Source organism: Sulfuritalea hydrogenivorans sk43H, from assembly GCF_000828635.1.
Taxonomy (GTDB): domain Bacteria; phylum Pseudomonadota; class Gammaproteobacteria; order Burkholderiales; family Rhodocyclaceae; genus Sulfuritalea; species Sulfuritalea hydrogenivorans.
Genome location: NZ_AP012547.1, coordinates 359,853 through 383,368 on the forward strand (window position 1 = coordinate 359,853; position 23,516 = coordinate 383,368).

The following is a 23,516-nucleotide window of genomic DNA, read 5'->3' on the forward strand; positions in this document are numbered from 1 at the left end:
GGCTGCCTTTTTGGGGCGGCCCGGCGGAGGCAGCACCATGACCCCCGAACTCGGACACTTCGCCCTGATTCTTGCTTTCGTGGTTTCCCTGTTGCAGGGGGTGCTGCCTCTGGTGGGCGCTCAGCGGGGGCAAGCGCAATGGGTCGCGCTGGCGCGGCCGGCGGCGCAGACCCAATTCCTGCTGATTGCCTTTGCTTTCGCCTGCCTGGCGCAGAGTTTTCTCGCCAGCGATTTTTCGGTGACCTACGTCGCCCAGCATTCCAACACCCAGTTGCCGACCCTGTATCGTTTCTCGGCGGTATGGGGCGGGCACGAAGGCTCCCTGCTGCTCTGGGTGCTGATGCTGGCGGGCTGGGGCGCGGCGGTGTCCCTGGCCTCGCGCCAACTGCCCGAAGTGATGGTGGCGCGCGTGCTCGCCGTGCTCGGGCTGGTCGGCATCGGCCTGCTGGCGTTCATCCTGTTTACCTCCAATCCGTTTGACCGTTTGTTGCCGGCCGCGGCGGAAGGGCGCGACCTGAATCCGCTGCTGCAGGATCCCGGACTGGTGTTCCATCCGCCGATGCTCTACATGGGCTATGTCGGCTTTTCGGTGGCCTTTGCCTTCGCCATCGCGGCGCTGATTTCCGGCCGGCTCGATGCGGCCTGGGCGCGCTGGTCGCGGCCATGGACCACGGCGGCCTGGGTCTTCCTCACGCTCGGCATTGCACTGGGCAGCTGGTGGGCGTATTACGAACTGGGTTGGGGCGGCTGGTGGTTCTGGGACCCGGTGGAAAATGCATCCTTCATGCCCTGGCTGGTGGGCACGGCGCTGATCCACTCGCTGGCGGTGACCGAAAAGCGCGGCGCCTTCAAGAACTGGACCGTGCTGCTGGCCATCGCCGCATTCTCGCTCTCGCTGCTGGGCACCTTCCTGGTCCGTTCCGGCGTGCTGACCTCGGTGCACGCCTTTGCGTCGGACCCGCGCCGCGGCGTCTTCATCCTGGTGCTGCTGGCCATCGTCGTCGGCAGCTCGCTGGCGCTGTTTGCCTGGCGCGCGCCCAAGGTCAGCGCCGGCGGCAGCTTCGGCCTGGTGTCGCGCGAGACCATGCTGTTGATGAACAACGTGCTGCTGGTGGTGGCCACCGGCAGCGTGCTGCTCGGTACGCTGTATCCGCTGCTGATCGATGCCCTTGGCATGGGAAAGCTTTCGGTCGGGCCGCCCTATTTCAATGCCGTTTTCGTGCCGGTCATGGTGCCCTTGCTGCTGCTGATGGCGGCGGGGCCGATGGCGCACTGGAAACATGCCGACCTCAGGGCCATCGCGCGCCGCCTGCGGGTGAGCATGGTGCTGGCCGTCATCGCCGGGATTGCCCTGCCGCTGCTGATGGGCGCCTGGACGCCGCTGACCGCGATGAGTTCCCTGCTGGCGGTGTGGATCGTATCCAGCGGCGTGTTCCAGATCATGGACCGGATGAAGACGGGCCGGCCGACCGCGGCCTTCTGGGGCATGCATGTCGCGCACTTCGGCATTGCCGTATTCGTCATCGGCGTGGCGATGGTCGGCGGCTACCAGGAGGAAAAGGATGTCCGCATGGAGCCGGGCGACACGGTAAGCGTCGGTGGCTACGGTTTCCGCCTGGTCGAGGTGAAGACCGCTCCGGGCCCCAACTATCGGGCGTCCGTGGGCACCGTCGAACTGTCGAAGGACGGCCGTTTGCTGAAGATCATGCATCCCGAAAAACGGCAATACTTCTCGTCGCAGATGCCCATGACCGAAGCCGCGATCGATGCCGGATTCACCCGCGACGTGTATGTCTCGCTCGGCGAGCCGCTTGACAACAAGGGGGCGTGGAGCGTGCGGGTGTACTACAAACCCTTTGTCGACTGGATCTGGGGCGGCTGCCTGTTGATGGGCCTGGGCGGCGTCATCGCCATGCTCGACCGGCGCTACCGGCTGCGTGCAAGAGTCGGCGCTGGCGCCACGGCGGGAGTGCCGGCATGAAGCGCTTCCTGATTCCGCTGGTGGTGTTCGTCGTTCTGCTGGTATTCCTCGGCATCGGCCTGACGCTCAATCCGCGCGACGTGCCTTCGCCGCTGAAGGACAAGCCGGCGCCGGCCTTCACGCTGCCGCAACTGGCGGCGGCCGACAAGAGTTTTTCGCCGGCCGACATGAAGGGCAAGGTCTGGCTGCTCAACGTCTGGGCGTCGTGGTGCGTCTCCTGTCGTCAGGAGCACCCGTTGCTGGTGTCCTTCGCCAAGGAGGGCAAGGTGCCCGTGGTGGGTTTGAACTACAAGGATCAGCTTGTCGATGCAAAGAACTGGCTGGCGAAGTTCGGCGATCCCTACGTGGTGTCCGCGGTCGATGCCGACGGCCGGGTCGGCATCGATTACGGCGTCTATGGCGTGCCCGAAACGTATGTCATCGACAAGGCCGGCATGATACGCATGAAGCATACCGGCCCGATCACCCCGGAATCGCTTAAAACGCAGATCCTGCCCCTGGTCGCGGAGTTGTCGAAATGAAGCTGTGCAGTCTGCTGGTTTGTTGCACCCTGATGTTCACCGGCGCGGCGATGGCCAGGGAAGCGGCGCCGATGGCGGCCGACGTCGCGATCGAGAAGCGCATGGTCGCGATCAGCGAAGAACTGCGCTGCCTGGTGTGCCAGAATGAATCGCTGTCCGGTTCGCACGCCGAACTGGCGCAGGACCTGCGTCGCGAGATCCGCAAGATGATCGGCGAAGGCAAGACTGACCAGGAAATCCTCGATTTCATGGTCGCGCGCTACGGCGATTTCGTGCGCTACCGGCCGCCGGTGAAGCCGACCACCTGGCTGCTCTGGGGCGGGCCTTTCGTGCTGCTGGCAGGCGGTATTGGCGCACTGATTGCGTTCCTGCGGCGGCGCGCCAAGGAAGAAGCGGCACCCGTACTTTCCGAAGAAGAACGTCGCCGCGCTGCGGCCTTGCTGGACCAATCCAACTCATGACCTCCTTTTATCTCGCGGCGGCGACGCTGGCTGTCGTCGCTCTGGCGCTGTTGCTGCGTCCGTGGTGGCGTGCCGGTCGCCGTAGCGCCAGCGCCGACTCTTCCTTGCCGGCGCTCAATGCCGCCATCCATCGCGACCGCCTTGGCGAACTGGAGCGAGACCGCAACAATGGCAGCCTGTCGGCAAGCGATTTCGACGAGGCCCGCGAAGAGCTGCAGCGGCAACTGCTTGACGACACCGCCGCGAGCGAGGTGGTCGCTGCTGCCGCGCAGGGCACTTCCGGTCGCGGCGCCGGCATCGCGATCGCCATCCTGGTACCGCTGCTTGCCGTGGCGCTGTATGCCTGGCTGGGCAGCCCCGCAGCGGTATTGCCCGGCGCGGTACAAACCCAGCGCGCCGCGGCCGACATGGAACAGCTCGTGGTCAAGCTCGCCAACAAGCTGGCACAGAATCCGGACAATCCCGAGGGCTGGGCCATGCTGGCACGCTCCTACAAGTCGCTGGGCCGCTGGGATGATGCCGAACGCGCCTATCTCCGCATCGGGCCGGATTTCAACAGGAATGCCGAACTGCTTGCCGAACTGGCGGAAATGCTGGTGCAGAAGAACCAGGGTTTCGATTCGCGTTCGCGCGAGTTGACGCAGCAGGCGCTGCGTCTCGAACCCAACAACATGCTGGCCTTGTTCCTGGGCGGCGGCGAGGCCCTTGACGGCGGGCGCTTCGCCGAAGCCGCCACGCTCTGGGAACGACTGCTGCCCCAGCTCGAGCCCGGCAGCGAAGATGCGCGCATGGTCGAATCCAGTATTGCCATGGCGCGCGAGCGCAGCGGCGGCGCCCGGGCAAAGGCATCGAAGGGGAAGGATGTCGCGGGCGCGGCGGTTCCGCAAGACGACGCGCATCGCGGTGTCGCCAAGGCTGGCAAGGGCGCGGCAAAGGCGACAGCGACATCGGTCAGCGGCCGCGTCGAGCTCTCGCCTGCATTGAAGGACAAGGCCGGGCCCGACGACGTGGTCTTCATCTTCGCCCGCGCCGTCGATGGCCCGCGCATGCCGCTGGCGGCCCAGCGCGCACGGGTGGCCGATCTGCCGCTCGACTTCATGCTCGACGACGGGCAGGCGCTGATGCCGGAGGCCACGATTTCGTCCGCCAAGCAGCTGCGTGTCGAAGTGCGCGTCTCGAAAACCGGCAAGGCGACGCCGGGCAAGGGCGATCTCACCGGCAAGAGCGCCGCGGTGAAGCCCGGCGCCAAGGGCTTGAAGATATTGATCGACCAGGTCGATCCCTGACCGACCTGGCCGTTCCCGAATTGCTGCAAGGGGACGGCCCGCTTGGCCGCCGTATTTCCGGGCGCGGCAAATTTCGTTGAGGCTTGATAAACATCAAGGCTCCCTTCCGGGACAGGCCTAGGATGCTGCATGTGCACAATCACCCAATTCATGCAGGGTTATTGAGGCGCGGCGACTGAAGCGGCACCGCCATCCGTGCCGGCCATGAGGGTCAAGCAATGAACATATCCAGCGCCATCATCCACGCCCGTCCCGGTGCCGTGGCCATCGTTCAGGCCGGGTTGGCCGCGCTGGAAGGCGTCGAGGTGCACGCCGTCTCTCCCGAAGGCAAGCTGATCGTCACCATCGAAACCGAGGATGACGGCAGCAACGTCGCCACTTACGAACGCATTGGCCAGCTCGACGGTGTCATGTCGGCGGCCATGGTCTATCACCAAACCGAATCTGAGCCATACAAGGAGATCTGAAATGAAATTGACGCGACGTGAATTCATCAAGACCAATGCCATCGCCGCGGCGGCTAGCACGGCCGGCATGAGCATTCCCGGTGTGGCGCTGGCCGCCGCGCCGCAGAGCCAGGACGGCGTGCGCTGGGACAAGGGTGTCTGCCGCTACTGCGGTACCGGTTGCGGCGTGCTGGTCGGGGTCAAGGATGGCCGTGTGGTGGCCACCCAGGGCGACCCGGACGCGCCGGTGAACAAGGGTCTCAACTGCGTCAAGGGCTACTTCCTGTCGAAGATCATGTACGGCAAGGATCGGCTGACCCAGCCGCTGCTGCGCATGAAGGACGGCAAGTTCGACAAGAACGGCGAATTCAAGCCGATCTCCTGGGATGCCGCGTTCGACATCATGGCCGAGAAGGTCAAGGCCACCTTGAAGAATCCGGAGCAGGGACAGCGCGGCGTCGCCATGTTCGGCTCCGGCCAATGGACGGTATGGGAAGGCTACGCAGCGGCCAAGCTGATGAAAGCCGGCTTCCGCTCCAACAGCATCGACCCGAACGCGCGCCACTGCATGGCCTCCGCCGTGGCCGGCTTCATGCGCACCTTCGGCATCGACGAGCCGATGGGCTGCTACGACGACGCCGAGCATGCCGACGTCTTCGCGCTGTGGGGCTCCAACATGGCCGAGATGCACCCGATCCTCTGGTCGCGCATCACCAACCGACGCCTCACTGCGCCCCACGTCAAGATTCACGTGCTGTCGACCTTCAGCCACCGTTCCTGCGAACTGGCCGACAACGAGCTGATCTTCAAGCCGCAATCCGACCTGGCGATCCTCAATTACATCTGCAACTACATCATCCAGAACAAGGCGGTGAATCAGGAATTCGTCAAGAAGAACGTCGGTTTCTTCCAGGGCGTCACCGACATCGGCTATGGCCTGCGCCCCAACCATCCGCTGGAACAGGTGGCGATGAACAACGGCTACCCCGGCGCCGACGGCAAGCCCAAGGGTGATCCGAACAAGCACGCGCCGATCACGTTCGATGACTTCGCCAAGTTCGTTTCCGAGTACACCCTGGACAAGGCCCACGAAATTTCCGGCGTGCCCAAGGAAAAGCTCGAAGCGCTGGCCAAGGCCTATGCCGATCCAAAGGTGAAGGTCACCTCCTACTGGACCATGGGCTTCAACCAGCACACGCGCGGTACCTGGGTCAATAACATGATCTACAACGTGCACCTGCTGGTAGGCAAGATCTCCGAGCCGGGCAACAGCCCCTTTTCGCTCACCGGCCAGCCTTCGGCTTGCGGCACGGCGCGCGAGGTCGGCACCTTCGCCCACCGGCTGCCGGCTGATCTGGTGGTGATGAATCCGAAACACCGCGAGTTCTCCGAGAAGATGTGGAAACTGCCCGCCGGCACCATTCCGGAGTGGGTCGGCTATCACGCCGTGCTGCAAAGCCGGATGCTGAAGGACGGCAAGATCGGTTTCTACTGGACGTCCACCACCAACAACATGCAGGCCGGCCCCAACGTCAATGGCGAAATCTATCCGGGCTGGCGCAACCCGAAGGCCTTTGTCGTGGTGTCCGACGTCTATCCGACGGTGTCCGCGCTGTCGGCCGACCTTATCCTGCCCTGCGCGATGTGGATGGAAAAGGAAGGCATGTTCGGCAATGCCGAGCGGCGCGGCCAGATGTGGCGGCAACAGGTCAAGGCGCCGGGCGACTGCAAGTCGGACCTGTGGCAATACATGGAGTTCTCCAAGCGCTTCAAGGTCGAGGAAGTCTGGCCGGCCGACTTGCTGGCCAAGGCGCCGGAACTCAAGGGCAAGACCCTGTACGACGTGCTCTACGCCAACGGCCAGGTCAACAAGTTCCCCAAGGAAGAAACAGCGAAGGTTAACGCCCACGCGATTCCCGGATACACCAACGACGAGTCCGAGGCCTTCGGCTTCTATGTGCAGAAGGGCCTGTTCGAGGAATATGCCGGTTTCGGTCGCGGTCACGCCCACGATCTGGCCCCGTTCGATACCTATCACAAGGTACGCGGCATGCGCTGGCCGGTGGTGGACGGCAAGGAAACCCTGTGGCGCTTCCGCGAGGGTTACGACCCGTACGTGAAGAAAGGCGAGGGGGTGAAGTTCTACGGCTATCCCGACGGCAAGGCCAAGATATTTGCGCTGCCCTACCAGCCCGCGGCCGAAATGCCGGACAAGGATTTCGACTTGTGGCTGTGTACCGGCCGTGTGCTGGAACACTGGCACACCGGTTCGATGACGCGCCGCGCGCCGGAGCTCTACAAGGCCTTCCCCGACGCGGTGGTGTGGATGCACCCGAAGGATGCCGAGAAGCGCGGGCTCAAGCGCAATGACGTGGTCAAGGTATCCACGCGCCGTGGCGAGATCGAATTGCGGGTCGACACCAAGGGTCGCAACAAACCGCCGGAGGGTTTGATCTTCATCCCCTTCTTCGACGAGCATCGCCTGGTCAACAAGCTCACCCTGGATGCCACCTGTCCGATTTCGAAGGAAACGGACTTCAAGAAGTGCGCCGCCAGGGTGGTCAAGGCCTGATCGAACATGCATGGAGTCGCGGAGGGCGCGGGAAACATGCGCTCTCCGTCCAGCGATCATGGACAACGAGAACACGCCGAGTGCCGCAGCCCGTCGCCAGTTCCTCGCCGATACCGCGCGCATGGCTTGCGGCGTCGGCCTCTTGGGGCTTGGGGTCGGGCTGTATGCGCGACATGCCAAGGCCTTGCCGCCGGCGGCGATCCGGCCGCCCGGCGCCTTGCCGGAAAGCGACTTCTCGGCGGCCTGCATCCGCTGCGGGATGTGCGTGCGCGATTGTCCCTACAACATCCTGCATCTGGCCAAGCCCGAGGAGCCGATGTCGACCGGCACGCCTTACTTCGTCGCGCGCCAGTTGCCTTGCGAGATGTGCGAGGACATTCCGTGCGTGAAGGCCTGCCCGACCGGGGCGCTCGATCACTCGTTGAAGGACATCAACAAGTCCAAGATGGGACTCGCGGTGCTGGTCGACCACGAAACCTGCCTCAATTTCCTCGGCTTGCGCTGCGACATCTGCTACCGCGTCTGCCCGGTGATCGACAAGGCCATCACGCTCGATCCGCAGACCAACGCGCGCACCGGCAAGCACACCCTGTTCATTCCGGTGGTGCATTCCGACCACTGCACCGGATGCGGCAAGTGCGAGAAGGCCTGCCCCACCGAGGTGGCTTCGATCAAGGTGTTCCCGCTCTACATGGCCAAGGGCCAGCTCAGCTCGCACTATCGCCTGGGCTGGGTGGAAAAGGAAAAAGCCGGCGGCAGCCTGGTGGCGCCGGACGTCGAGCATCAGTACAACATGCCCGAGGGCATGAAGTATGAGAGCGGCAAGGGACTGTCGGGAAGTCCGGGCGCCGTCCCGCCAGCGCCGACTCCCGGGCCGGTCGGCTTGCCCAAGGCCTTCCAGGGGGGCAAGCTGTGAACTCTGCCCTGAAAACTTCGCCCATGCGTCCCGGCGTCGAAGCCGTTGCCGCGAAAGGCTGGTTCGCCGCGCACAAATGGCTGATCCTGCGGCGCAGCAGCCAGATTGGAATTCTGTTGCTGTTCCTCGTCGGCCCCTGGTTCGGTTGGTGGATCGTCAAGGGCAATCTGAATTTCAGCTACACGCTGAACTTCCTGCCGCTGACCGATCCCTACGTCATCCTCCAGTCGGTGCTGGCAAGGCAGGTGCCGGAGAAACTGGCGCTGACCGGCGTGGTCATCGTGCTGCTGTTCTATCTGCTGGTCGGCGGCCGCAGTTATTGTTCCTGGGTGTGCCCGGTCAACCTGCTGACCGATGCCGCCTACTGGATGCGCGTGCGGCTTGGGCTAAAGGGCAGCGCGCACATCAGCCGGCCGACGCGCTACTGGATGCTCGGCATGACGCTGGTGGCGGCAGCGGTGACCGGCAGCATCGCCTGGGAAATGGTCAATCCGGTGTCGATGATGCATCGCGGATTGTTCTTCGGCCTCGGTCTGGCATGGGCCGTGTTGCTGGCCGTATTCCTCTTCGACCTGTTCGTCATGCGCCACGGCTGGTGCGGCCATCTTTGCCCGGTCGGTGCGTTCTACAGCCTGGTCGGCAGGTTCTCGCTGGCACGCATCAAGCTGCCGGCGCGCGATGCCTGCAACGACTGCATGGACTGTTTCGCCGTCTGCCCCGAACCACAGGTCATCCGGCCGGCGCTGAAAGCCATCGACGGCACGCCGCCGTTGATACTGGAAGCCAACTGCACCAATTGTGGTCGCTGCATCGATGTCTGCTCGAAGGATGTGTTCGCCTTCGGCACCCGTTTCGGCACTACCGTCGCACCTGTTACCGGCGTCCCGCACGCGGCGCCAAAGTGATCAACCTTCAATTTCGTCTGGGGAGTCCATCATGAAGAAAACCGTCACCATCCTTCTGGCATCGTTGCTGACCGTCATTGTCGGTTGCGCCAGCTACGAGCCTCTGGTTTCGATGCGCGGCGCGGACGTCGCCGCGCCGGACAAGGCACCCGCACCGACCAAGTACATGGGTGCGCGGCCCGGCACGCAGCCAACCGTTGCACGGACCTACGCCCAGCAGCCGCCGGTGATTCCGCATGCGGTGGATAACTTCGATGAAGTGACGCTCACCGAAAACCAGTGCATGGACTGCCACGGCCCGGACAATTACGTGAAGAAGAACTCACCGAAGCTGGGCGACAGCCACTTCGTTGCCGCGACCAAGGCTTTCGATGCATCGCGCCATGTCTGCACCAGCTGCCACGTGCCGCAGGCCGATGCGCCCGCGCTGGTCGAAAACCGTTTCATCGGCAACATCAAGTAAGTTTTTCGTCCGGTGGCATTGCGCCGCCGGACGCTATTTCAGGGTGATTGCCGCCGCCGGGCAGGACGCCACGCAGGCGCCGCAGCCCGTGCAGGAGCCGGCATCCACTTCGGGCAGGGGCGGCCCGCCGAGGCGCGGGCTGAAGCGGATGGCGGCCACCGCGCAGGGGTCGCCGCAGACCCGGCATTCCACGCCATGTCTGGCCAGGCAGTTCTCCGCTACCTGCGCCCTGATCGTCCAGGGTGTGGACTCGTTCCCGGCACGCAGCAAGGCGCCGTGTTTGCAGGCTGTCGCGCAGGCACCGCAAAAGCTGCATTCGCCGCGCTTGAAATCCACCTCCGGATAGCCGCGCACCACCACGATGATTCGCGTCGGGCAGACCGGAATGCATTCGCCGCAACGCGAACAGGCACCGAGGAAGGCTTCCTCGGTCAGCGCCCAGGGTGGGCGCTGCGGTGCGCGGCGGGCCTTGAAATCCCCCCGCATAAATTGTCGGCGACTGACCATGGCTTGAGTTTTTGCGAGCTGATGGCGGATTTTGCCTGCGGACAGTCGCTGACGCCACATTGTTCGCGGACCGCCGGATCGGGTTCAAAGTACGGGGCTGCGGGACGCACACAAATTCTCACAATCCGTCCATTGCACAGCCGGTAAGTTAGACTAAGCTAATATTGTCTTCGAGCACAAAGTGATCGAGGCATTTCACTCAACCAAAAGGAAAACATCATGAAGCTCACACATATCGCGCTGCTTGCGTTCCTGGGTGCATCGATTGCAACACCGGTTTTTTCGCAGCCTGCCGGGGGGCAGGGAATGGGTCCCGGGCAAGGCATGGGTCCCGGGCAAGGCATGGGTCCCGGCCAAGGCATGGGTCCGGGAGGCGGCATGGGCCCGGGTCAGGGCATGGGTCCCGGAGGCGGCAAGGCAATGCGCTTCAACTTCGACAAGAACAATACGCCGGGCTGGGCACTGATGAGTGCCGAAGAGCGCACGGCGCATAGCGGCAAGATGCGTGCCGCCAAAACCTACGACGAATGCAAGGCCCTGCAGACCGAACATCACCAGGCCATGGAGGTTCGTGCCAAGGAAAAGGGCGTCACGCTGCCCGCGCCACGCCAGAATGGCTGCGACCGCATGAAGGCTCGCGGCTTCTTCAAGTAAGCGTGTGGCGCGGCGGGCAATGACGAACTTCGCGGGCCGATGAGCGGGCATTCGCACCATCACGGCCCGGCGTCGTTCAGCCGGGCCTTTGCCATCGGCATTGCGCTGAACCTCGGCTTCGTCGTGGTCGAGGCCGTCTATGGCTGGCGCGTCGGCTCGCTGGCCTTGCTGGCCGACGCCGGCCACAACCTGTCGGATGTCGCCGGGCTGGTACTGGCCTGGGTCGCGGCGCTGGCCGCGAGCCGCCAACCCGACCATCGCAATACCTATGGCTGGCAGCGCGCCTCGATTCTTGCGGCCTTTGCCAATGCCGTGCTGCTGCTGGTGGCGATGGGCTCCCTGCTGTGGGAAGCCGCCCACCGCCTGCAATCTCCGGCACCGACCGACGGCTTGACCATCATCGTCATCGCCGCCATCGGCGTGCTGGTCAATGGCGCGACCGCCGCCCTGTTCATGTCGGGCAAGGAATCCGACATGAACATCCGCGGCGCATTTCTGCACATGGCCGGCGATGCCCTGGTTTCGCTGGGTGTGGTGGTGGCCGGCGCGCTGTATCTGCGGACCGGATGGGCCTGGCTCGATCCGGTAACCAGCATGGCGATCGCGCTGGTGATCATTGCCGCGACCTGGGGCCTGTTCCGGAAGTCCCTGCACCTGCTGTTCGACGGCGTGCCGGAGAGCGTGATCCTCGCCGAGGTCGACGCCATGCTGCGCGCCCTGCCCGGCGTGACGGAAGTTCACGACCTGCATGTCTGGGCCATGAGTACCACCGATATCGCCCTGACGGCCCATCTGGTCATCCCCGGCGGACATCCGGGCGACGCCTTCCTGGAAGGCATTGCGCAGCAACTGCATGAGCGTTTTCACATCACGCATCCGACGATCCAGATCGAACTCGACGGCCTCGATCACGGTTGCGCCCAACCACTGAACAATCCCTCGACATGAACCCACCCACCACTGCCGCCCCGCTCAGCTTTTCCCTCATCGTCAAAACCTTCGCTCCCGGCTGGCCGGCGGCGGTCATGGGCACCGGCGCCTTCGCCCTGTCGACGCTGCATTTCTCCCATCAACTGCCGATGCTGGCAGGCCCGGCCTGGGCTCTGCATTACTTCAATCTGGCGCTGTTCGCCGCGATCAGCATCCCCTGGCTGCTGCGCTGGTTGATGGCCTGGCCGGCGGTCGCCAATACCTTCAGGCATCCGGTGGCAGCCAATTTCTATCCTTCCTATGCCATCGCCCTGCTGGTGCTGGCCGGACAATTGCGCGCCTTCGGCGGCCACGAATCGCTGGCGCTGATCGCCTGGTGGATCGGCGTGGCGCTGCTGTTCAGCCTGACCCTGGCCGTGCTGCTTTCGATCTTTCAGGGCGAGCATGTCAACCTCGATCACATCACGCCCGGCATCTTCATGCCGCCGGTGGGCCTGGTGGTGATCCCGGTGGCCGGCGGGCCGCTGCTCGCCGTTCAGCCGGAGGCGCTGCGCGATCTGGCGCTGACGATCAACGGCATCGGTCTCGGTTCCGGCATCTTCATGTACACGGCCTTGCTGGCACTGGCCTTCCATCGGTTCTATGTACATAAGCGCCTGCCGCCGATGATGGCGCCGACCTTCTGGATCAACCTGGCGCCGCTGGGCGTCACCGTGGTCAGCGTGCTCAACCTGGTGGCCGCCACGCCTTTCGCCGGCGACAAATCCGCCTACCTGATGGCGGTCTTCCTGCTCTGGGGCTTCGGCGCCTTCTGGCTGGTGCTGGCGATGCTGTTTACCTGGTCCGTCAGAAAGATTGACCCGCTGCCGTTCTCGCTGACGTGGTGGGCCTTCACCTTTCCGCTGGGCGCGTTCACCCTCGGCAGCCAGCGCCTGAGCGAGGTCAGCGGCCTGGCTACGCCATTGGCATTCGGCTGGCTGGCGTGGGCCCTGCTCGCGGGCATCTGGACACTGACCCTGGTCAAGACCATCGGCGGCGTGGCCAGCGGAAAACTGTTTCAGCCCCATCCCTGATAGCGGGGCATGGCGACTTGCTTGACATATCGGAGGACCGTCAATAAGATAGTAACTAATTACTATCTTACGATCGAAGAAACCATGGATGTCAGCGCCAAGCCACGAAACCTGCCGGCCGAACTGCGACGGGCGGTGACGATTGAAGCCGTTGTCGAACTGACTGCCGAGCAGAATCCCGGTGATATCACCACGGCGGCGATTGCCAAGCGGATGAATCTCACGCAGGGTGCGCTGTTTCGCCATTTTCCGAGCAAGGATGCGATCTGGCAGGCGGTCATGGAATGGGTGGCCGAGCGATTGCTGCAGCGGGTAGACCGTGCCATTCAAGGCGCGGACTCGCCGCTGCTCGCGCTGGAAGCGGTGTTCATGGCCCACATCAAGTTCGTCGCCGAGCACCCCGGCGTGCCGCGACTTTTGTTCGGCGAGCTGCAACGCGCCGAGGACACTCCCGCCAAACGCATGGCGCGTACCCTGATCGGGGGCTACCGGGAACGCTTGAGCGGTCTCATCGATGCGGGGAAAGCCCGCGGCGAAGTGGCTTTGGAGGTCGATACTGCGGCGGCCGTCATAGCCTTCATCGGCAGCATCCAGGGCCTGGTCATGCAATCGCTGCTGAGTGGCAAGGCCGGACAAATGCGCGCCGACGCGCGAGGTGCCTTCGCCATCTACCGTCGCGGAATCAGGAGCATCACATGAAGTCCGAGCGCATGCTGAAATGGCTGGCCATTGCTGCCATCGCTTTCGGCGCCCTCACGGTGTTCAGCGGTGGCCGTGCATTGTTCGGCGGCATGGAGGCGCGCGCCGAGTTGGGCAACATCGTGCCCTTCGTGCTCTGGTTCAATTTTCTGGCGGGCTTTGTCTATGTCCTCGCCGGGGCGGCGCTGCTGCTGGCCAAACGCTGGGCTGCCCCGATGGCCTTGTTCCTGGCAGTGTCGACCGTTCTCGTCTTCCTGGCCTTTGCGGCGTACATCGTTACCGGCGGCGCGTATGAAGCGCGCACCGTCGGCGCCCTGTCGCTGCGCTCGCTGTTCTGGATCGCGGTGGCGCTGGCCGCCCTGCGCGCGATGAAGGCGACTGCGGCGGGGAGCAGCCCGCGATGAAACTCTCCTTCGATCGTCGCACCACCCTCATTACTGCCGCCGTCGTACTGTTGGCCATTCTGGTGTTGTTCGTCGCCCGCAGCGGGCCGCTGGCATCAATGCGCGTCACCGTTGCACCGGCCGCGCGAGCCGACCTGGCGCCCTTGCTGTTCGGCATCGGCGTGGTCGAAGCGCGGCACGGCTATCTGGTCGGACCCACCACGGCCGGGCGCGTGCGCCACGTCGCCGTGGATGTCGGCGACGTCGTGAAGGCCGGACAGTTGCTGGCGGAGATGGACCCGGTCGACCTCGATCAGCGCATCGCCGCAACGAGCGCGGCCGCCAACCGCGCGAAAAATGCAATCGATACGGCGGCGGCGCAACTTGCCGACAGCGCCGCGCGACGCGAAGTGGCAGCCGCCAATGCGCGCCGCTATGAAGATCTGGGGCGCAAGGGTTTCGTCAGTTCCAGCGTGACCGAAGGCAAGACGCAGGAGATGAATTCCGCTATGGCCCAGTTTGCCGCCGCCGAGGCAGCGCTGGCCGGCGCGCGCCAGGACCTCGCGCGCCTCGACGCGGAACGCGCCGGCGCGCAACAGCAGCGTGGCAACCTGCGCCTGCTGGCACCGGCCGACGGCGTGGTGACCGCGCGCGACGCCGAGCCGGGCTCGACCGTGGTCGCCGGACAGGCCGTGGTGCGGCTGGTCGCCGCCGACAGCCTGTGGCTAAAAATGCGCCTCGATCAGCATCGTTCGGCCGGACTGCAAGCGGGGCTCCCGGCTGAAATCGTCTTGCGCTCGCGGCCGGGCCAGGTGCTGCCGGGGAAAGTCGCGCGCATTGAAATGCTGAGCGACAGCGTGACCGAAGAGCGCATTGCGCTGGTGACTTTCGACACGCCGCCGAAGGACGTATCCATCGGCGAAATGAGCGAAATCACCCTGCACCCGCCGGGCGTCAAGCAGGCACTGGCCGTTCCCGGCGCGGCATTGCGCCTGCACGGAGGCAAAACCGGCGTCTGGCGGCTGGCCGCCGGCAAGCCGGATTTTGTTCCAGTCAAGACGGGCACCACCGGCGCCGACGGCAGGGTACAGATCATCGACGGCCTCAAGGAGGGCGATGTGGTGATCGTGCACAGCGAGAGCGAGCTCGCCGCGGACAGCCGCATCAAAGTGGTTTCCACCCTCACGGGTTCGTGAGCCCGTCATGATCAGCCTTGCCGGCCGCGACATCCTGCATTCCTGGGGCAAGTTCGTCCTCACCGGGGTCGGGCTGGGCCTGCTGATCGGCGCCACGCTGACCATGGCCGGCGTCTATCGCGGCATGGTCGATGACGCGCGGGTGCTGCTGACCAACAGCGGCGCCGACATCTGGGTGGTGCAGAAGGACACCCAGGGACCGTACGCCGAGTCATCCAGCATCCGTGACGACGTGTATCGCGGGCTGCTCGGCATGTCCGGCGTGGCGCAGGCGGCGAACGTGACCTACCTGACCATGCAGGTGCGCCACGGCAGCCGCGAGAGTCGCAGCATGGTGGTCGGCTTCGAGCCGGGCCAACCTGGCGAGCCGGCCTACCTGGTGGCGGGGCGGCGCCTGCTGCGCGGTCACTTCGAGGCCATCGCCGACGTCAAGACCGGCTTCAAGCTCGGCGAGCGCATCCGCATCCGCCGCCACGACTACGAAGTGGTCGGCCTGACGCGGCGCATGGTGTCCTCCGGCGGCGATCCGATGGTGTTCATTCCGCTCAAGGACGCGCAGGAAGCGCAGTTCCTCAAGGACAACGACGCCATCATCGCCGACCGCGCACGCACGGCGGCCAACCCCGCCCTGAACCGCCCCGGCGTGCCCGGCCTGCTCGACGCGGTGACCGCGTCGCAGACCATCAACCACAGCGTCAATGCGGTGCTGGTGAAAGTCGGCGCTGGCGACACGGCGGAAGCCGTGGCGCGGGAGATACGCCGCTGGAAACACTTGCAGGCCTACACCCGCGAACAGATGGAGGAGATCCTGATCGCCAAGCTGATCGCCACTTCGGCCAAGCAGATCGGCATGTTCCTCGCCATCCTCACCATCGTCAGCGCGGCGATCGTCGCCTTCATCATCTACACCATGACGCTGGGCAAGATTCGCGAAATCGCGGTGCTGAAACTGATCGGCACGCGCAACCGCACCATCGCCGGCATGATCCTGCAACAGGCGCTCGGCCTCGGCCTGATCGGCTTCGTGGTCGGCAAGATTTCCGCCACGCTGTGGGCGCCGGCCTTTCCCAAGTATGTGCTGCTGGAGACGGCGGACGCCATGCGCGCCCTTGCCATCGTCATGGTGGTCTGCGCGCTGGCCAGCACGCTGGCCATCCGCGCCGCGCTGAAGGTCGATCCGGCCACGGCGATCGGGGGCTGAGAGGCTGTGGAGAAATCAAGATTTACCGCGGAGGCGCAGAGGCGCAGAGACAACGCAGAGGAACCCTCATCGTTTCCTTTGAACTTCTCTGCGCCCCCTCCGCGCCTCCGCGCCTCTGCGGTGGGTTCTCATGGGGTTTTTCATACGCTCTGATGGATGACGGCATCCACATCGAAGGCCTCAGCAAACGCTACGGCGAGGGCGACACCGCCGTCGATGCGCTGAAGGAAGTCAACATGCGCATCGCGCCCGGCGAGGTGGTGGGTCTCGTCGGCCCCAGCGGTTCGGGCAAGACCACGCTGCTCAAGTGCCTCGGCGCGGTGATCGAACCGACGCGCGGGCGCATGACGCTGGGCGGCGAGGTGATCTACGACAGCGACCAGGGTGGCTGGAAAACGCCCGACCTGCGCGCCTTGCGGCGCGACCGCATCGGCTTCATCTTCCAGGCCCCCTACCTGATTCCCTTCCTCGATGTCACCGACAACGTCGCCCTGCTGCCGATGCTGGCGGGACGCGCCAACGCGCCTTCCCGGGCGCGGGCGCTGGAACTGCTGCAGGCGCTCGACGTCGCGCATCGCGCCAAGGCACAGCCGAGCGAGCTTTCCGGCGGCGAGCAGCAGCGCGTCTCGATCGCACGCGCGCTGGCCAACCAGCCGCCGGTGATCCTCGCCGACGAACCCACCGCGCCGCTCGACAGCCAGCGTGCGCTGGCCGTGGTGCGCATCCTCAACCAGATGGCCAGCCAATACCAGACCGCGATCATCGTCGTCACCCACGATGAGAAAATCATCCCGACCTTCAAGCGGATTTATCATATTCGGGACGGGAGGACGGTCGAGGAGGCCGGCGAAGGCCGGGACATTTCGTGAAGGCGGACGGCGTGAGGTTCTTGCGCAAGCTCATTTTCTTGCTGGCGGCCGGCCTGCTGGCATTTGCGTCGCTGCCCGGCCGCGCCGAGGATCCCTGGCTGCGCACCGGTGCCGACGGCCAGCCGGAAGTGCAGCTCTACTTCTTCTGGTCGCTCAGCTGTCCGCACTGCACCGCGGCGCATCCGTACATCGACGCGATTCCGCAGGCGCGGCCCTGGGTTCGCCTGCACTCGCTGGAGCTGACGCGCCATCCCGAAAACCTGCGCCGCTACGAGGCCATGGCACGCGTGCTCGGCACTGAAACCGGCGGCGTTCCGGCGTGGCTGTTCTGCGGCGAAATGCATCTTGGCTGGGATGGCGACGAGATCACCGGTACCACGATTCGCCGCCAACTCGATGACTGCCGCGCCCGGGCCGGCGGCGGCACCGCGCCGGTCGCGCAGGTGTCGCCTGCCGCGGCGATCAATCTGCCGCTGATCGGCGCGATCGATCCCGCCAGCCTCTCGCTGCCCGTGTTGACCCTGGTGCTGGCGGGGCTCGATGCCTTCAATCCCTGCGCCTTTTTCGTGCTGCTGTTTCTGCTTTCGATGATGGCGCACCAGAAGAGTCGCACCCGCATGCTGGTCATCGGCGGTGTCTTCGTCGCCATTTCGGGGTTGATGTATTTCGCCTTCATGGCGGCCTGGCTCAATGTCTTCCAGCTTTTCGGGCATCTGGCCTGGGTGACGCTGGCCGCCGGTGCGCTGGCGGTGTTCGTCGGCGCGGTGAACGTGAAGGACTTTTTCGCCTTCGAAAAGGGGCTCACGCTGTCGATTCCCGAATCGAAAAAACCCGACATCTTCCGCCGCACGCGCGGCATCCTCGGCGCCGAGAATCTGCCGGCGATGATCGCCGCCACGGCCTTCCTCGCCATCGCCGCCAACTTTTACGAGCTGCTGTGCACCGCCGGCTTTCCGATGGTCTATACGCGCCTGCTGACGCTGGCCGATCTGTCGCCCGCCGCGCGCTACGGCTACCTCGCGGCCTACAACGCCATCTACGTCCTGCCGCTGGCCGCCATCGTCGTCGTCTTCGCCCGCAGCCTCGGCGCGCGCAAGCTCAGCGAACGCGAAGGCCGCCTGCTCAAGCTGATGTCCGGCGCGATGATGCTCGAACTCGGCGCGCTGCTGCTCCTTGCCCCCGAGCGCGTCAGCCAGGTCGGCATCGCCTTCGGCTTGATGGCCGTTGCGGGGCTGGTCACCTACGTCGCGGCACGACGCACCCGCGAAGGATGAAATGAACCCAAAGACCCCGGTTTTGTCCGCAGATTTCGCAGATTGACGCAGATTGAACAACGGGCTGGAAACGGCGACCGCCTTGCTTGACTGAAATGCCGGCCGCCGCATAAAATGTTTCCACATTTCCGGAAATATAAAAGCGAAACCCGTGGAAACCATCCAGGCCGTCGATAAGCTGGCTGCGCTTGCGCAGGAAACCCGCTTGCGCATCTTCCGCCTGCTGGTCGAGCAGGGACCGCAAGGCCTGAAAGCCGGCGCGATTTCCGAGTCGCTGGCGCTTCCGCCCGCCACCCTGTCCTTCCACGTCGCGCATCTGGCGCGCAGCGGCCTGATCACATCGCGGCAGGAAGGCCGCTTCATCTTCTACGCGGCGAGCTTCGCGGCGATGGACGACCTGATCGCCTATCTCACCGACAACTGCTGCCAGGGCGGGCAGTGCCTGCCGAAGACGGTGGCACGCGCCACCACAGCCCGCCGCCGCAAGGCGGCTTGAGGAGAGCCCGTGTCGTTCAATGTTCTGGTGCTCTGCACCGGCAATTCCGCCCGCTCGATTCTCGGCGAAATGCTGTTCAACCATCTTGGCAAGGGCCGCGTCAGGGCCTGGTCGGCGGGCAGCAAGCCGGGCGGCGTGGTCAATCCGGTAGCGATCGAGACGCTGCAAGGACACGGCGTGCCCTGCGAGGGTGCGCGCAGCAAGTCCTGGGATGAATTTGCCGCGAACGCCGTCTCGCCAGCGCCGACTTCTGCACAGGCGCAACCGGTGTTCGATTTCATTTTCACCGTCTGCGGCAACGCCGCGCAGGAAACCTGCCCGGTCTGGCCCGGCCATCCGGCCACGGCGCACTGGGGCATTCCCGATCCGGCCCACGTCGAGCCGATCGAGGCGCGGCGCGCGGCCTTCGAGGAGGCTTACCAATCCTTGAAGAAACGCATCGAAGCCTTTCTCGCCCTGCCGCTGGAAACCATGAGCCCTGAAGAGTCGGCGCTGGCGGCACGGCGAATCCACACGGGGAGCTGAGCCATGTCAGTTCAATGCGAAGTCACCGCCAAACAAGCTGAAGGCGCGCCGATGTCCACTTTCGAGCGCTATCTGACGGTCTGGGTTTTTCTCTGCATCGTCGCCGGCATCGGCCTCGGCCAGTATCTGCCGGCACCCTTCCAGATGCTGGGGAAAATGGAAGTCGCCCGGGTCAATATTCCGGTCGGCCTGCTGATCTGGGTGATGATCATCCCGATGCTGGTCAAGGTGGATTTCGGCGCGCTGCACGAAGTCCGCAACCATGTCAAAGGCATCGGTGTCACGCTGTTCGTGAACTGGCTGGTGAAGCCCTTCTCGATGGCCTTCCTGGCCTGGCTGTTCATCCGCAACATCTTCGCGCCCTGGCTGCCGGCCGACCAGCTCGACAGCTACATCGCCGGCCTGATCCTGCTTGCCGCGGCGCCCTGCACCGCGATGGTCTTCGTCTGGAGCCGGCTGACCAACGGCGATCCGTTGTTCACCCTGTCGCAGGTGGCCTTGAACGACAGCATCATGGTCATCGCCTTCGCGCCGCTGGTGGCTTTCCTGCTCGGCATCTCGGCCATCACCGTGCCGTGGGACACATTGTTCACCTCGGTCGTGCTCTACATCGTGATCCCCGTGATCCTCGCCCAGCTCTGGCGCAAGTCGCTGCTCGCCAAGGGCCGGCAGCACTTCGACCGGACCATGGAAAAAATCGGCCCCTGGTCGATCGCCGCGCTGCTGGCGACGCTGGTACTGCTGTTCGCCTTTCAGGGCAAGGCCATCATCGACAAGCCGCTGATCATCGCGCTACTCGCGGTGCCGATCCTGATCCAGGTCTTCTTCAATTCCGCGCTGGCCTACTGGCTCAACCGCGCGGTGGGCGAGAAGCACAACGTCGCCTGTCCGTCGGCCCTGATCGGCGCTTCGAACTTCTTCGAACTGGCGGTTGCCGCCGCCATCAGCCTGTTCGGTTTCGAATCCGGCGCGGCGCTCGCCACCGTGGTCGGCGTGCTGATCGAAGTGCCGGTGATGCTGCTGGTGGTGAAACTGGTGAATTCCAGCAAGGGCTGGTACGAGGCGAAGGCCTGAGTCCATCGTGGATATCCTGATCGCCGCGCTGCAAAGCGGTGCCGCCAGCCTCGCCTCCTATCTCGCGGCGCACGTGCTGCTGTGCCTGGTGCCGGCCTTTTTCATCGCGGGCGGGCTCTCGGCGCTGGTGCCGCAGCAATCCATCATCCGCTTCCTCGGTCCCGACGCACCGAAGTATGTTTCCTACTCGGCCGCGGCCGGCGCCGGCAGCCTGCTCGCCGTGTGTTCCTGCACCGTCCAGCCCTTGTTCGCCGGCATCTACAGCAGGGGCGCGGGGCTCGGTCCGGCGATCACCTTTCTCTTCTTTGCCCCGGCGGGCAACATCCTCGCGCTGTCCTACACCGGGGTGGCGCTCGGCGCCGATTTCGCCATTGCGCGCATCGTGCTCGCGCTGTGCTTCGGTATCGGCATCGGCATGCTGATGGCGCTGATCTTCCATCGCGAAGAGTCCGCGCGCACCGCGGCGAACGGCGCATTCGTCGCCGGCGGCGGCATTCCGCGCAGGAATCTGCTGTTCCTCGCCGTCCTCGTCGCGCTGCTGATCGCCGGCACGCTCAAAATCGAATGGCTGACCGCGCCTCTGTTCAGCACGGTGCTGCCCTGGGATGGCGCGTCGACGGCGCAGGGGCTGCTCGATCGACTGGTACCCGTAAATCAGATCAAGGGCGAGGAAGGCCTCAGCCTGCAGGGCCTGACCCTGATCGGCCTCCTGCTGGCGATCGGTGCCGCGGCATGGCGCGGGCTGGGGCAGGTCGATGCCGGCTTCAGCCGCCTGACCTGGCTGGCGCTCGGCCTGACGGCTTTCACGCTGGTCTTCGCCGCGCTCGGCGTGCAGGCAGGCTCGTCGGGGCTGGCGATCACCGTCAGCGGACGCACGCTGGCCGTGGCGATTCTCTGCGCCGCCATCCTGCCGCTGGCGCGCCGCTTTGACGCCTGGGACATGCAGCAATGGCTGTGGGAAACCTGGCGCTTCATCCGGATGATATTTCCGCTGCTGGTGGTCGGCGTGTTTCTGGTCGGCGTGGTGCGCAGCTTCATCCAGCCCGAGTGGATCCAGTTCATCGCGGGCAGCAACACGCTGCTGGCCAACCTCGCCGGCGTGGTGTTCGGCATCTTCATGTATTTTCCGACGCTGGTCGAAGTGCCGATCGCCAGGATGTTCCTCTCGCTCGGCATGCATCCGGGGCCGCTGATCGCCTACCTGATGGCCGACCCCGAACTCTCGCTGCAAAGCATCCTGATCACTTCCGCCATCATCGGCAAACTCAAGGCCTGGACCTACGTCGGGCTGGTGGCGGTATTCTCGACCATCGCGGGCCTGGCTTACGGCGCCTGGGTGGACGGCATGCCGCTCGGCACACTGGCGCTGATCATCGGCGGCTTCTTGCTCACGCTCGCGGCGGCAGTGCAACTGATCGGGCGGGCGCAAGCTTCGCCCGCGCACTGAACACAAGGAGGCACCATGCAGATCAAGATCCTCGGTACCGGCTGCGCCAAGTGCCAGCGGCTCGAACAACTCACGCGCGAAGTCGTCGCCGAACTCGGGATCGAAGCGGAATTCGATCACGTGCGCGACATGAAGGCGATCATGGCCTACCCGATCATGACCACCCCGGCCCTGGTGGTCGACGAAGAAGTCATGGTCTTCGGCCGCATGCCGAGCAAGGACGAAATCGCCGGCTGGCTGAAGCAGGCATGAGCGTCGTAACCGCCGTACCACCAGCGCCGACTCTCATCAGGAGCAAATCATGAGTGAATCGCAGCAGTTCTAGTTACGGCCGCTGCGCTTAACGCCGATAAATCCGGCGTTAGCCTTCACTGAAACTCTGTCTTAAAGGAGAAATTAATGAGCGACACCCCGCAGTTTTCTTTCACCCTCGAACAGCAGGAGGACTTCGCTTTCCTGATCCGCTTCGACCAGAACATTCCGCCGCTGCTGGCCGACGAGCCGGAGCCTTTGGGCAAGGGTGCCGGCCCCAATCCTTCGCGCCTGCTCGCCGCCGGCATTGCCAATTGCCTCTCGGCCAGCCTGTTGTTCGCGCTGCGCAAGTTCAAGAACAATCCCGGCCCGATCACCACGGTGGTTACCGCGCACATGGAGCGCAACGAGGCGAAGCGCCTGCGTGTCGGCAGCGTCGATGTCATGATCCAGTTCGATTCGCCGGCCGATTCGATGGAACACCTGGACCGCGTGCTCGACCAGTTCGAGGATTTCTGCGTCGTCACCCAGAGCGTTCGCAGCGGCTTTCCGGTGAACGTCACCGTGCGCGATGGCACTGGCAAGGTGCTTAAGGGCTAGGCTTGCACCGATTTATTGACAGGATGCACATGAGCAAAATTCTTGGATTTGGAGAGACCGTCGAAGGCCATGCCGTGCCGGTGCTCAACGAACGCGAAGTGCGGGCCGGCGCCGGCATCCTGTTCTTCTTCGCCATGGTCGCCTTCATGAACGCATGGATGCTGGGCGACTTTCGCCTGACGCGGATTTTCGTCGTCGCCTTTCTGGTCGACTTCACGATCCGGATTTTCATCAATCCGCGCTTTTCTCCGAGCCTCGTCGTCGGCCGCTTCGCGGTGCGTAACCAGCTCCCGGAATACGTCGGTGCGCCGCAGAAGCGCTTCGCCTGGGCCATCGGCTTCGCGCTGGCGTTGGCAATGCTGTTCCTGATCGTGATCCATAACGTGATCGGCCCGATCAACCTGCTGGTCTGCGCCGCCTGCCTGACGCTGATGTTCTTCGAAAGTGCTTTCGGCATCTGCCTCGGCTGCAAGGTCTACAACCGGTTCCACAGGGAGCAGGCCCAGCTCTGTCCGGGCGGCACCTGCGAGGTGTCGGCGCGGCAGGAAATCCAGAAAATCGGCTTTGCGCAAACCCTGATCGTCGTCGCCTTTTTGGTCATGATCGTGTTCGTCAGCCGGAACATTTCCACTCCGGTCGAGGCGCCGACGCTGCTCGACGCCGCCCCTGCGACGGAGAACACGGCCAGCGGCGACTGTACGCCGCCCGAGTGGGCCGTCGCCATGGGCCATGCCGAGAAATGGAAGCTGCATCACAACTGCAAGTGAAAGGGGCGCGCACGACAG

Annotated in this window: 26 protein-coding genes; 25 read left to right on the forward strand and 1 reads right to left on the reverse strand. The window is 64.6% G+C overall.

The annotated features are described in order from the left end of the window. Positions 1 to 37 precede the first annotated feature (37 nt). The 9 genes from SUTH_RS01815 to SUTH_RS01855 all read left to right on the forward strand — a co-directional run bounded on the left by SUTH_RS01815 (position 38) and on the right by SUTH_RS01855 (position 9,551). Positions 38 to 1,981, forward strand: coding sequence for a heme lyase CcmF/NrfE family subunit (locus SUTH_RS01815; protein ID WP_041096639.1), 1,944 nt, complete (start codon positions 38 to 40; stop codon positions 1,979 to 1,981). Further along, positions 1,978 to 2,502 carry a DsbE family thiol:disulfide interchange protein gene (locus SUTH_RS01820; RefSeq protein WP_041096641.1) on the forward strand — a complete coding sequence of 175 codons (525 nt, stop codon included), beginning with the start codon at positions 1,978 to 1,980 and terminating at the stop codon, positions 2,500 to 2,502. Before SUTH_RS01815 ends, SUTH_RS01820 begins: the two co-directional genes overlap by 4 nt. Then, a complete protein-coding gene (locus SUTH_RS01825) occupies positions 2,499 to 2,963 on the forward strand; it encodes a cytochrome c-type biogenesis protein (protein ID WP_041096643.1) in 465 nt (154 codons plus the stop codon). Before SUTH_RS01820 ends, SUTH_RS01825 begins: the two co-directional genes overlap by 4 nt. Continuing rightward, on the forward strand, positions 2,960 to 4,249 hold the full coding sequence (gene ccmI, locus SUTH_RS01830; protein WP_052473059.1) for a c-type cytochrome biogenesis protein CcmI: 1,290 nt from the start codon (positions 2,960 to 2,962) through the stop codon (positions 4,247 to 4,249). Before SUTH_RS01825 ends, ccmI begins: the two co-directional genes overlap by 4 nt. 218 nt (positions 4,250 to 4,467) lie before the next feature. Then, positions 4,468 to 4,716: a chaperone NapD gene (locus tag SUTH_RS01835; protein WP_041096645.1), complete on the forward strand. Its 249-nt coding sequence runs from the start codon at positions 4,468 to 4,470 to the stop codon at positions 4,714 to 4,716. A gap of 1 nt (position 4,717) precedes the next feature. Continuing rightward, positions 4,718 to 7,267 (forward strand): nitrate reductase catalytic subunit NapA, encoded by a 2,550-nt coding sequence (gene napA / locus SUTH_RS01840; protein WP_041096647.1) that lies wholly within the window; start codon positions 4,718 to 4,720, stop codon positions 7,265 to 7,267. Positions 7,268 to 7,325: 58 nt separating this feature from the next. Next, the gene (gene napG / locus SUTH_RS01845) at positions 7,326 to 8,183 is read left to right on the forward strand and encodes a ferredoxin-type protein NapG (RefSeq protein WP_041096649.1); all 858 of its coding nucleotides are present in this window, start codon (positions 7,326 to 7,328) and stop codon (positions 8,181 to 8,183) included. Positions 8,184 to 8,206: 23 nt separating this feature from the next. Further along, positions 8,207 to 9,088 carry a quinol dehydrogenase ferredoxin subunit NapH gene (gene napH, locus SUTH_RS01850; RefSeq protein ID WP_052473061.1) on the forward strand — a complete coding sequence of 294 codons (882 nt, stop codon included), beginning with the start codon at positions 8,207 to 8,209 and terminating at the stop codon, positions 9,086 to 9,088. 31 nt (positions 9,089 to 9,119) lie between these two features. Further along, a complete protein-coding gene (locus SUTH_RS01855) occupies positions 9,120 to 9,551 on the forward strand; it encodes a nitrate reductase cytochrome c-type subunit (RefSeq protein ID WP_041096651.1) in 432 nt (143 codons plus the stop codon). 33 nt (positions 9,552 to 9,584) lie between these two features. Here SUTH_RS01855 and napF read toward each other — a convergent pair whose 3' ends face one another. Continuing rightward, on the reverse strand, positions 9,585 to 10,037 hold the full coding sequence (gene napF, locus SUTH_RS01860) for a ferredoxin-type protein NapF (protein WP_041096653.1): 453 nt from the start codon (positions 10,035 to 10,037) through the stop codon (positions 9,585 to 9,587). Between the two features lie 240 nt (positions 10,038 to 10,277). Here napF and SUTH_RS01865 point away from each other — a divergent pair, with 240 nt between their 5' ends. The 16 genes from SUTH_RS01865 (at position 10,278) to SUTH_RS01940 (ending at position 23,498) form a co-directional block, all read left to right on the forward strand. After that, the gene (locus SUTH_RS01865) at positions 10,278 to 10,712 is read left to right on the forward strand and encodes a hypothetical protein (protein WP_041096655.1); all 435 of its coding nucleotides are present in this window, start codon (positions 10,278 to 10,280) and stop codon (positions 10,710 to 10,712) included. A 39-nt stretch (positions 10,713 to 10,751) separates the two neighbouring features. Beyond that, entirely contained in the window at positions 10,752 to 11,660 is a 909-nt protein-coding gene (locus SUTH_RS01870; protein WP_052473064.1) for a cation diffusion facilitator family transporter, read from the forward strand. Beyond that, complete coding sequence (locus SUTH_RS01875; RefSeq protein ID WP_041096657.1) at positions 11,657 to 12,715, forward strand: TDT family transporter; 1,059 nt, start codon at positions 11,657 to 11,659, stop codon at positions 12,713 to 12,715. Before SUTH_RS01870 ends, SUTH_RS01875 begins: the two co-directional genes overlap by 4 nt. Before the next feature lie 84 nt (positions 12,716 to 12,799). Next, complete coding sequence (locus tag SUTH_RS01880) at positions 12,800 to 13,414, forward strand: TetR/AcrR family transcriptional regulator (RefSeq protein ID WP_041096659.1); 615 nt, start codon at positions 12,800 to 12,802, stop codon at positions 13,412 to 13,414. Beyond that, entirely contained in the window at positions 13,411 to 13,818 is a 408-nt protein-coding gene (locus tag SUTH_RS01885; RefSeq protein ID WP_041096662.1) for a hypothetical protein, read from the forward strand. The genes SUTH_RS01880 and SUTH_RS01885 overlap by 4 nt, the downstream gene beginning before the upstream one ends. Further along, positions 13,815 to 14,993, forward strand: coding sequence for an efflux RND transporter periplasmic adaptor subunit (locus SUTH_RS01890; RefSeq protein ID WP_041096664.1), 1,179 nt, complete (start codon positions 13,815 to 13,817; stop codon positions 14,991 to 14,993). Before SUTH_RS01885 ends, SUTH_RS01890 begins: the two co-directional genes overlap by 4 nt. A gap of 7 nt (positions 14,994 to 15,000) precedes the next feature. After that, complete coding sequence (locus SUTH_RS01895) at positions 15,001 to 16,194, forward strand: ABC transporter permease (protein WP_041096666.1); 1,194 nt, start codon at positions 15,001 to 15,003, stop codon at positions 16,192 to 16,194. 152 nt (positions 16,195 to 16,346) lie between these two features. After that, the gene (locus SUTH_RS01900; RefSeq protein WP_041096668.1) at positions 16,347 to 17,063 is read left to right on the forward strand and encodes an ABC transporter ATP-binding protein; all 717 of its coding nucleotides are present in this window, start codon (positions 16,347 to 16,349) and stop codon (positions 17,061 to 17,063) included. An 11-nt stretch (positions 17,064 to 17,074) separates the two neighbouring features. Beyond that, positions 17,075 to 18,337, forward strand: coding sequence for a thioredoxin domain-containing protein (locus tag SUTH_RS01905; protein ID WP_052473792.1), 1,263 nt, complete (start codon positions 17,075 to 17,077; stop codon positions 18,335 to 18,337). 151 nt (positions 18,338 to 18,488) lie between these two features. Next, positions 18,489 to 18,833: an ArsR/SmtB family transcription factor gene (locus SUTH_RS01910; protein WP_041096672.1), complete on the forward strand. Its 345-nt coding sequence runs from the start codon at positions 18,489 to 18,491 to the stop codon at positions 18,831 to 18,833. 9 nt (positions 18,834 to 18,842) lie between these two features. Beyond that, entirely contained in the window at positions 18,843 to 19,358 is a 516-nt protein-coding gene (locus SUTH_RS01915) for an arsenate reductase ArsC (protein WP_041096674.1), read from the forward strand. 51 nt (positions 19,359 to 19,409) lie between these two features. After that, positions 19,410 to 20,432, forward strand: a complete 1,023-nt coding sequence (gene arsB / locus SUTH_RS01920; RefSeq protein ID WP_041101424.1) for an ACR3 family arsenite efflux transporter — start codon at positions 19,410 to 19,412, stop codon at positions 20,430 to 20,432. A gap of 7 nt (positions 20,433 to 20,439) precedes the next feature. After that, positions 20,440 to 21,879 (forward strand): permease, encoded by a 1,440-nt coding sequence (locus SUTH_RS01925; protein ID WP_052473065.1) that lies wholly within the window; start codon positions 20,440 to 20,442, stop codon positions 21,877 to 21,879. Positions 21,880 to 21,894: 15 nt separating this feature from the next. Next, positions 21,895 to 22,131, forward strand: a complete 237-nt coding sequence (locus SUTH_RS01930) for a thioredoxin family protein (protein WP_041096676.1) — start codon at positions 21,895 to 21,897, stop codon at positions 22,129 to 22,131. Between the two features lie 147 nt (positions 22,132 to 22,278). Further along, positions 22,279 to 22,731 carry an OsmC family protein gene (locus SUTH_RS01935; protein WP_041096678.1) on the forward strand — a complete coding sequence of 151 codons (453 nt, stop codon included), beginning with the start codon at positions 22,279 to 22,281 and terminating at the stop codon, positions 22,729 to 22,731. A 29-nt stretch (positions 22,732 to 22,760) separates the two neighbouring features. Continuing rightward, entirely contained in the window at positions 22,761 to 23,498 is a 738-nt protein-coding gene (locus SUTH_RS01940) for a DUF4395 domain-containing protein (protein WP_070099319.1), read from the forward strand. Positions 23,499 to 23,516 lie beyond the last annotated feature (18 nt).

What these genes read in the sequence shown, in the direction of transcription:
- SUTH_RS01855 (WP_041096651.1), top strand. Translation starts at nt 9,120, where the DNA reads ATGAAGAAAACCGTCACCATCCTTCTGGCATCGTTGCTGACCGTCATT.
- arsB (WP_041101424.1), top strand. Translation starts at nt 19,410, where the DNA reads ATGTCCACTTTCGAGCGCTATCTGACGGTCTGGGTTTTTCTCTGCATC.
- SUTH_RS01930 (WP_041096676.1), top strand. Translation starts at nt 21,895, where the DNA reads ATGCAGATCAAGATCCTCGGTACCGGCTGCGCCAAGTGCCAGCGGCTC.
- SUTH_RS01825 (WP_041096643.1), top strand. Translation starts at nt 2,499, where the DNA reads ATGAAGCTGTGCAGTCTGCTGGTTTGTTGCACCCTGATGTTCACCGGC.
- napA (WP_041096647.1), top strand. Translation starts at nt 4,718, where the DNA reads ATGAAATTGACGCGACGTGAATTCATCAAGACCAATGCCATCGCCGCG.
- napG (WP_041096649.1), top strand. Translation starts at nt 7,326, where the DNA reads ATGGACAACGAGAACACGCCGAGTGCCGCAGCCCGTCGCCAGTTCCTC.
- SUTH_RS01940 (WP_070099319.1), top strand. Translation starts at nt 22,761, where the DNA reads ATGAGCAAAATTCTTGGATTTGGAGAGACCGTCGAAGGCCATGCCGTG.
- ccmI (WP_052473059.1), top strand. Translation starts at nt 2,960, where the DNA reads ATGACCTCCTTTTATCTCGCGGCGGCGACGCTGGCTGTCGTCGCTCTG.
- SUTH_RS01870 (WP_052473064.1), top strand. Translation starts at nt 10,752, where the DNA reads ATGAGCGGGCATTCGCACCATCACGGCCCGGCGTCGTTCAGCCGGGCC.
- SUTH_RS01815 (WP_041096639.1), top strand. Translation starts at nt 38, where the DNA reads ATGACCCCCGAACTCGGACACTTCGCCCTGATTCTTGCTTTCGTGGTT.
- SUTH_RS01885 (WP_041096662.1), top strand. Translation starts at nt 13,411, where the DNA reads ATGAAGTCCGAGCGCATGCTGAAATGGCTGGCCATTGCTGCCATCGCT.
- SUTH_RS01865 (WP_041096655.1), top strand. Translation starts at nt 10,278, where the DNA reads ATGAAGCTCACACATATCGCGCTGCTTGCGTTCCTGGGTGCATCGATT.
- napF (WP_041096653.1), bottom strand. Translation starts at nt 10,037, where the DNA reads ATGCGGGGGGATTTCAAGGCCCGCCGCGCACCGCAGCGCCCACCCTGG.
- SUTH_RS01880 (WP_041096659.1), top strand. Translation starts at nt 12,800, where the DNA reads ATGGATGTCAGCGCCAAGCCACGAAACCTGCCGGCCGAACTGCGACGG.
- SUTH_RS01835 (WP_041096645.1), top strand. Translation starts at nt 4,468, where the DNA reads ATGAACATATCCAGCGCCATCATCCACGCCCGTCCCGGTGCCGTGGCC.
- SUTH_RS01875 (WP_041096657.1), top strand. Translation starts at nt 11,657, where the DNA reads ATGAACCCACCCACCACTGCCGCCCCGCTCAGCTTTTCCCTCATCGTC.
- SUTH_RS01935 (WP_041096678.1), top strand. Translation starts at nt 22,279, where the DNA reads ATGAGCGACACCCCGCAGTTTTCTTTCACCCTCGAACAGCAGGAGGAC.
- napH (WP_052473061.1), top strand. Translation starts at nt 8,207, where the DNA reads ATGCGTCCCGGCGTCGAAGCCGTTGCCGCGAAAGGCTGGTTCGCCGCG.
- SUTH_RS01900 (WP_041096668.1), top strand. Translation starts at nt 16,347, where the DNA reads ATGGATGACGGCATCCACATCGAAGGCCTCAGCAAACGCTACGGCGAG.
- SUTH_RS01890 (WP_041096664.1), top strand. Translation starts at nt 13,815, where the DNA reads ATGAAACTCTCCTTCGATCGTCGCACCACCCTCATTACTGCCGCCGTC.
- SUTH_RS01820 (WP_041096641.1), top strand. Translation starts at nt 1,978, where the DNA reads ATGAAGCGCTTCCTGATTCCGCTGGTGGTGTTCGTCGTTCTGCTGGTA.
- SUTH_RS01895 (WP_041096666.1), top strand. Translation starts at nt 15,001, where the DNA reads ATGATCAGCCTTGCCGGCCGCGACATCCTGCATTCCTGGGGCAAGTTC.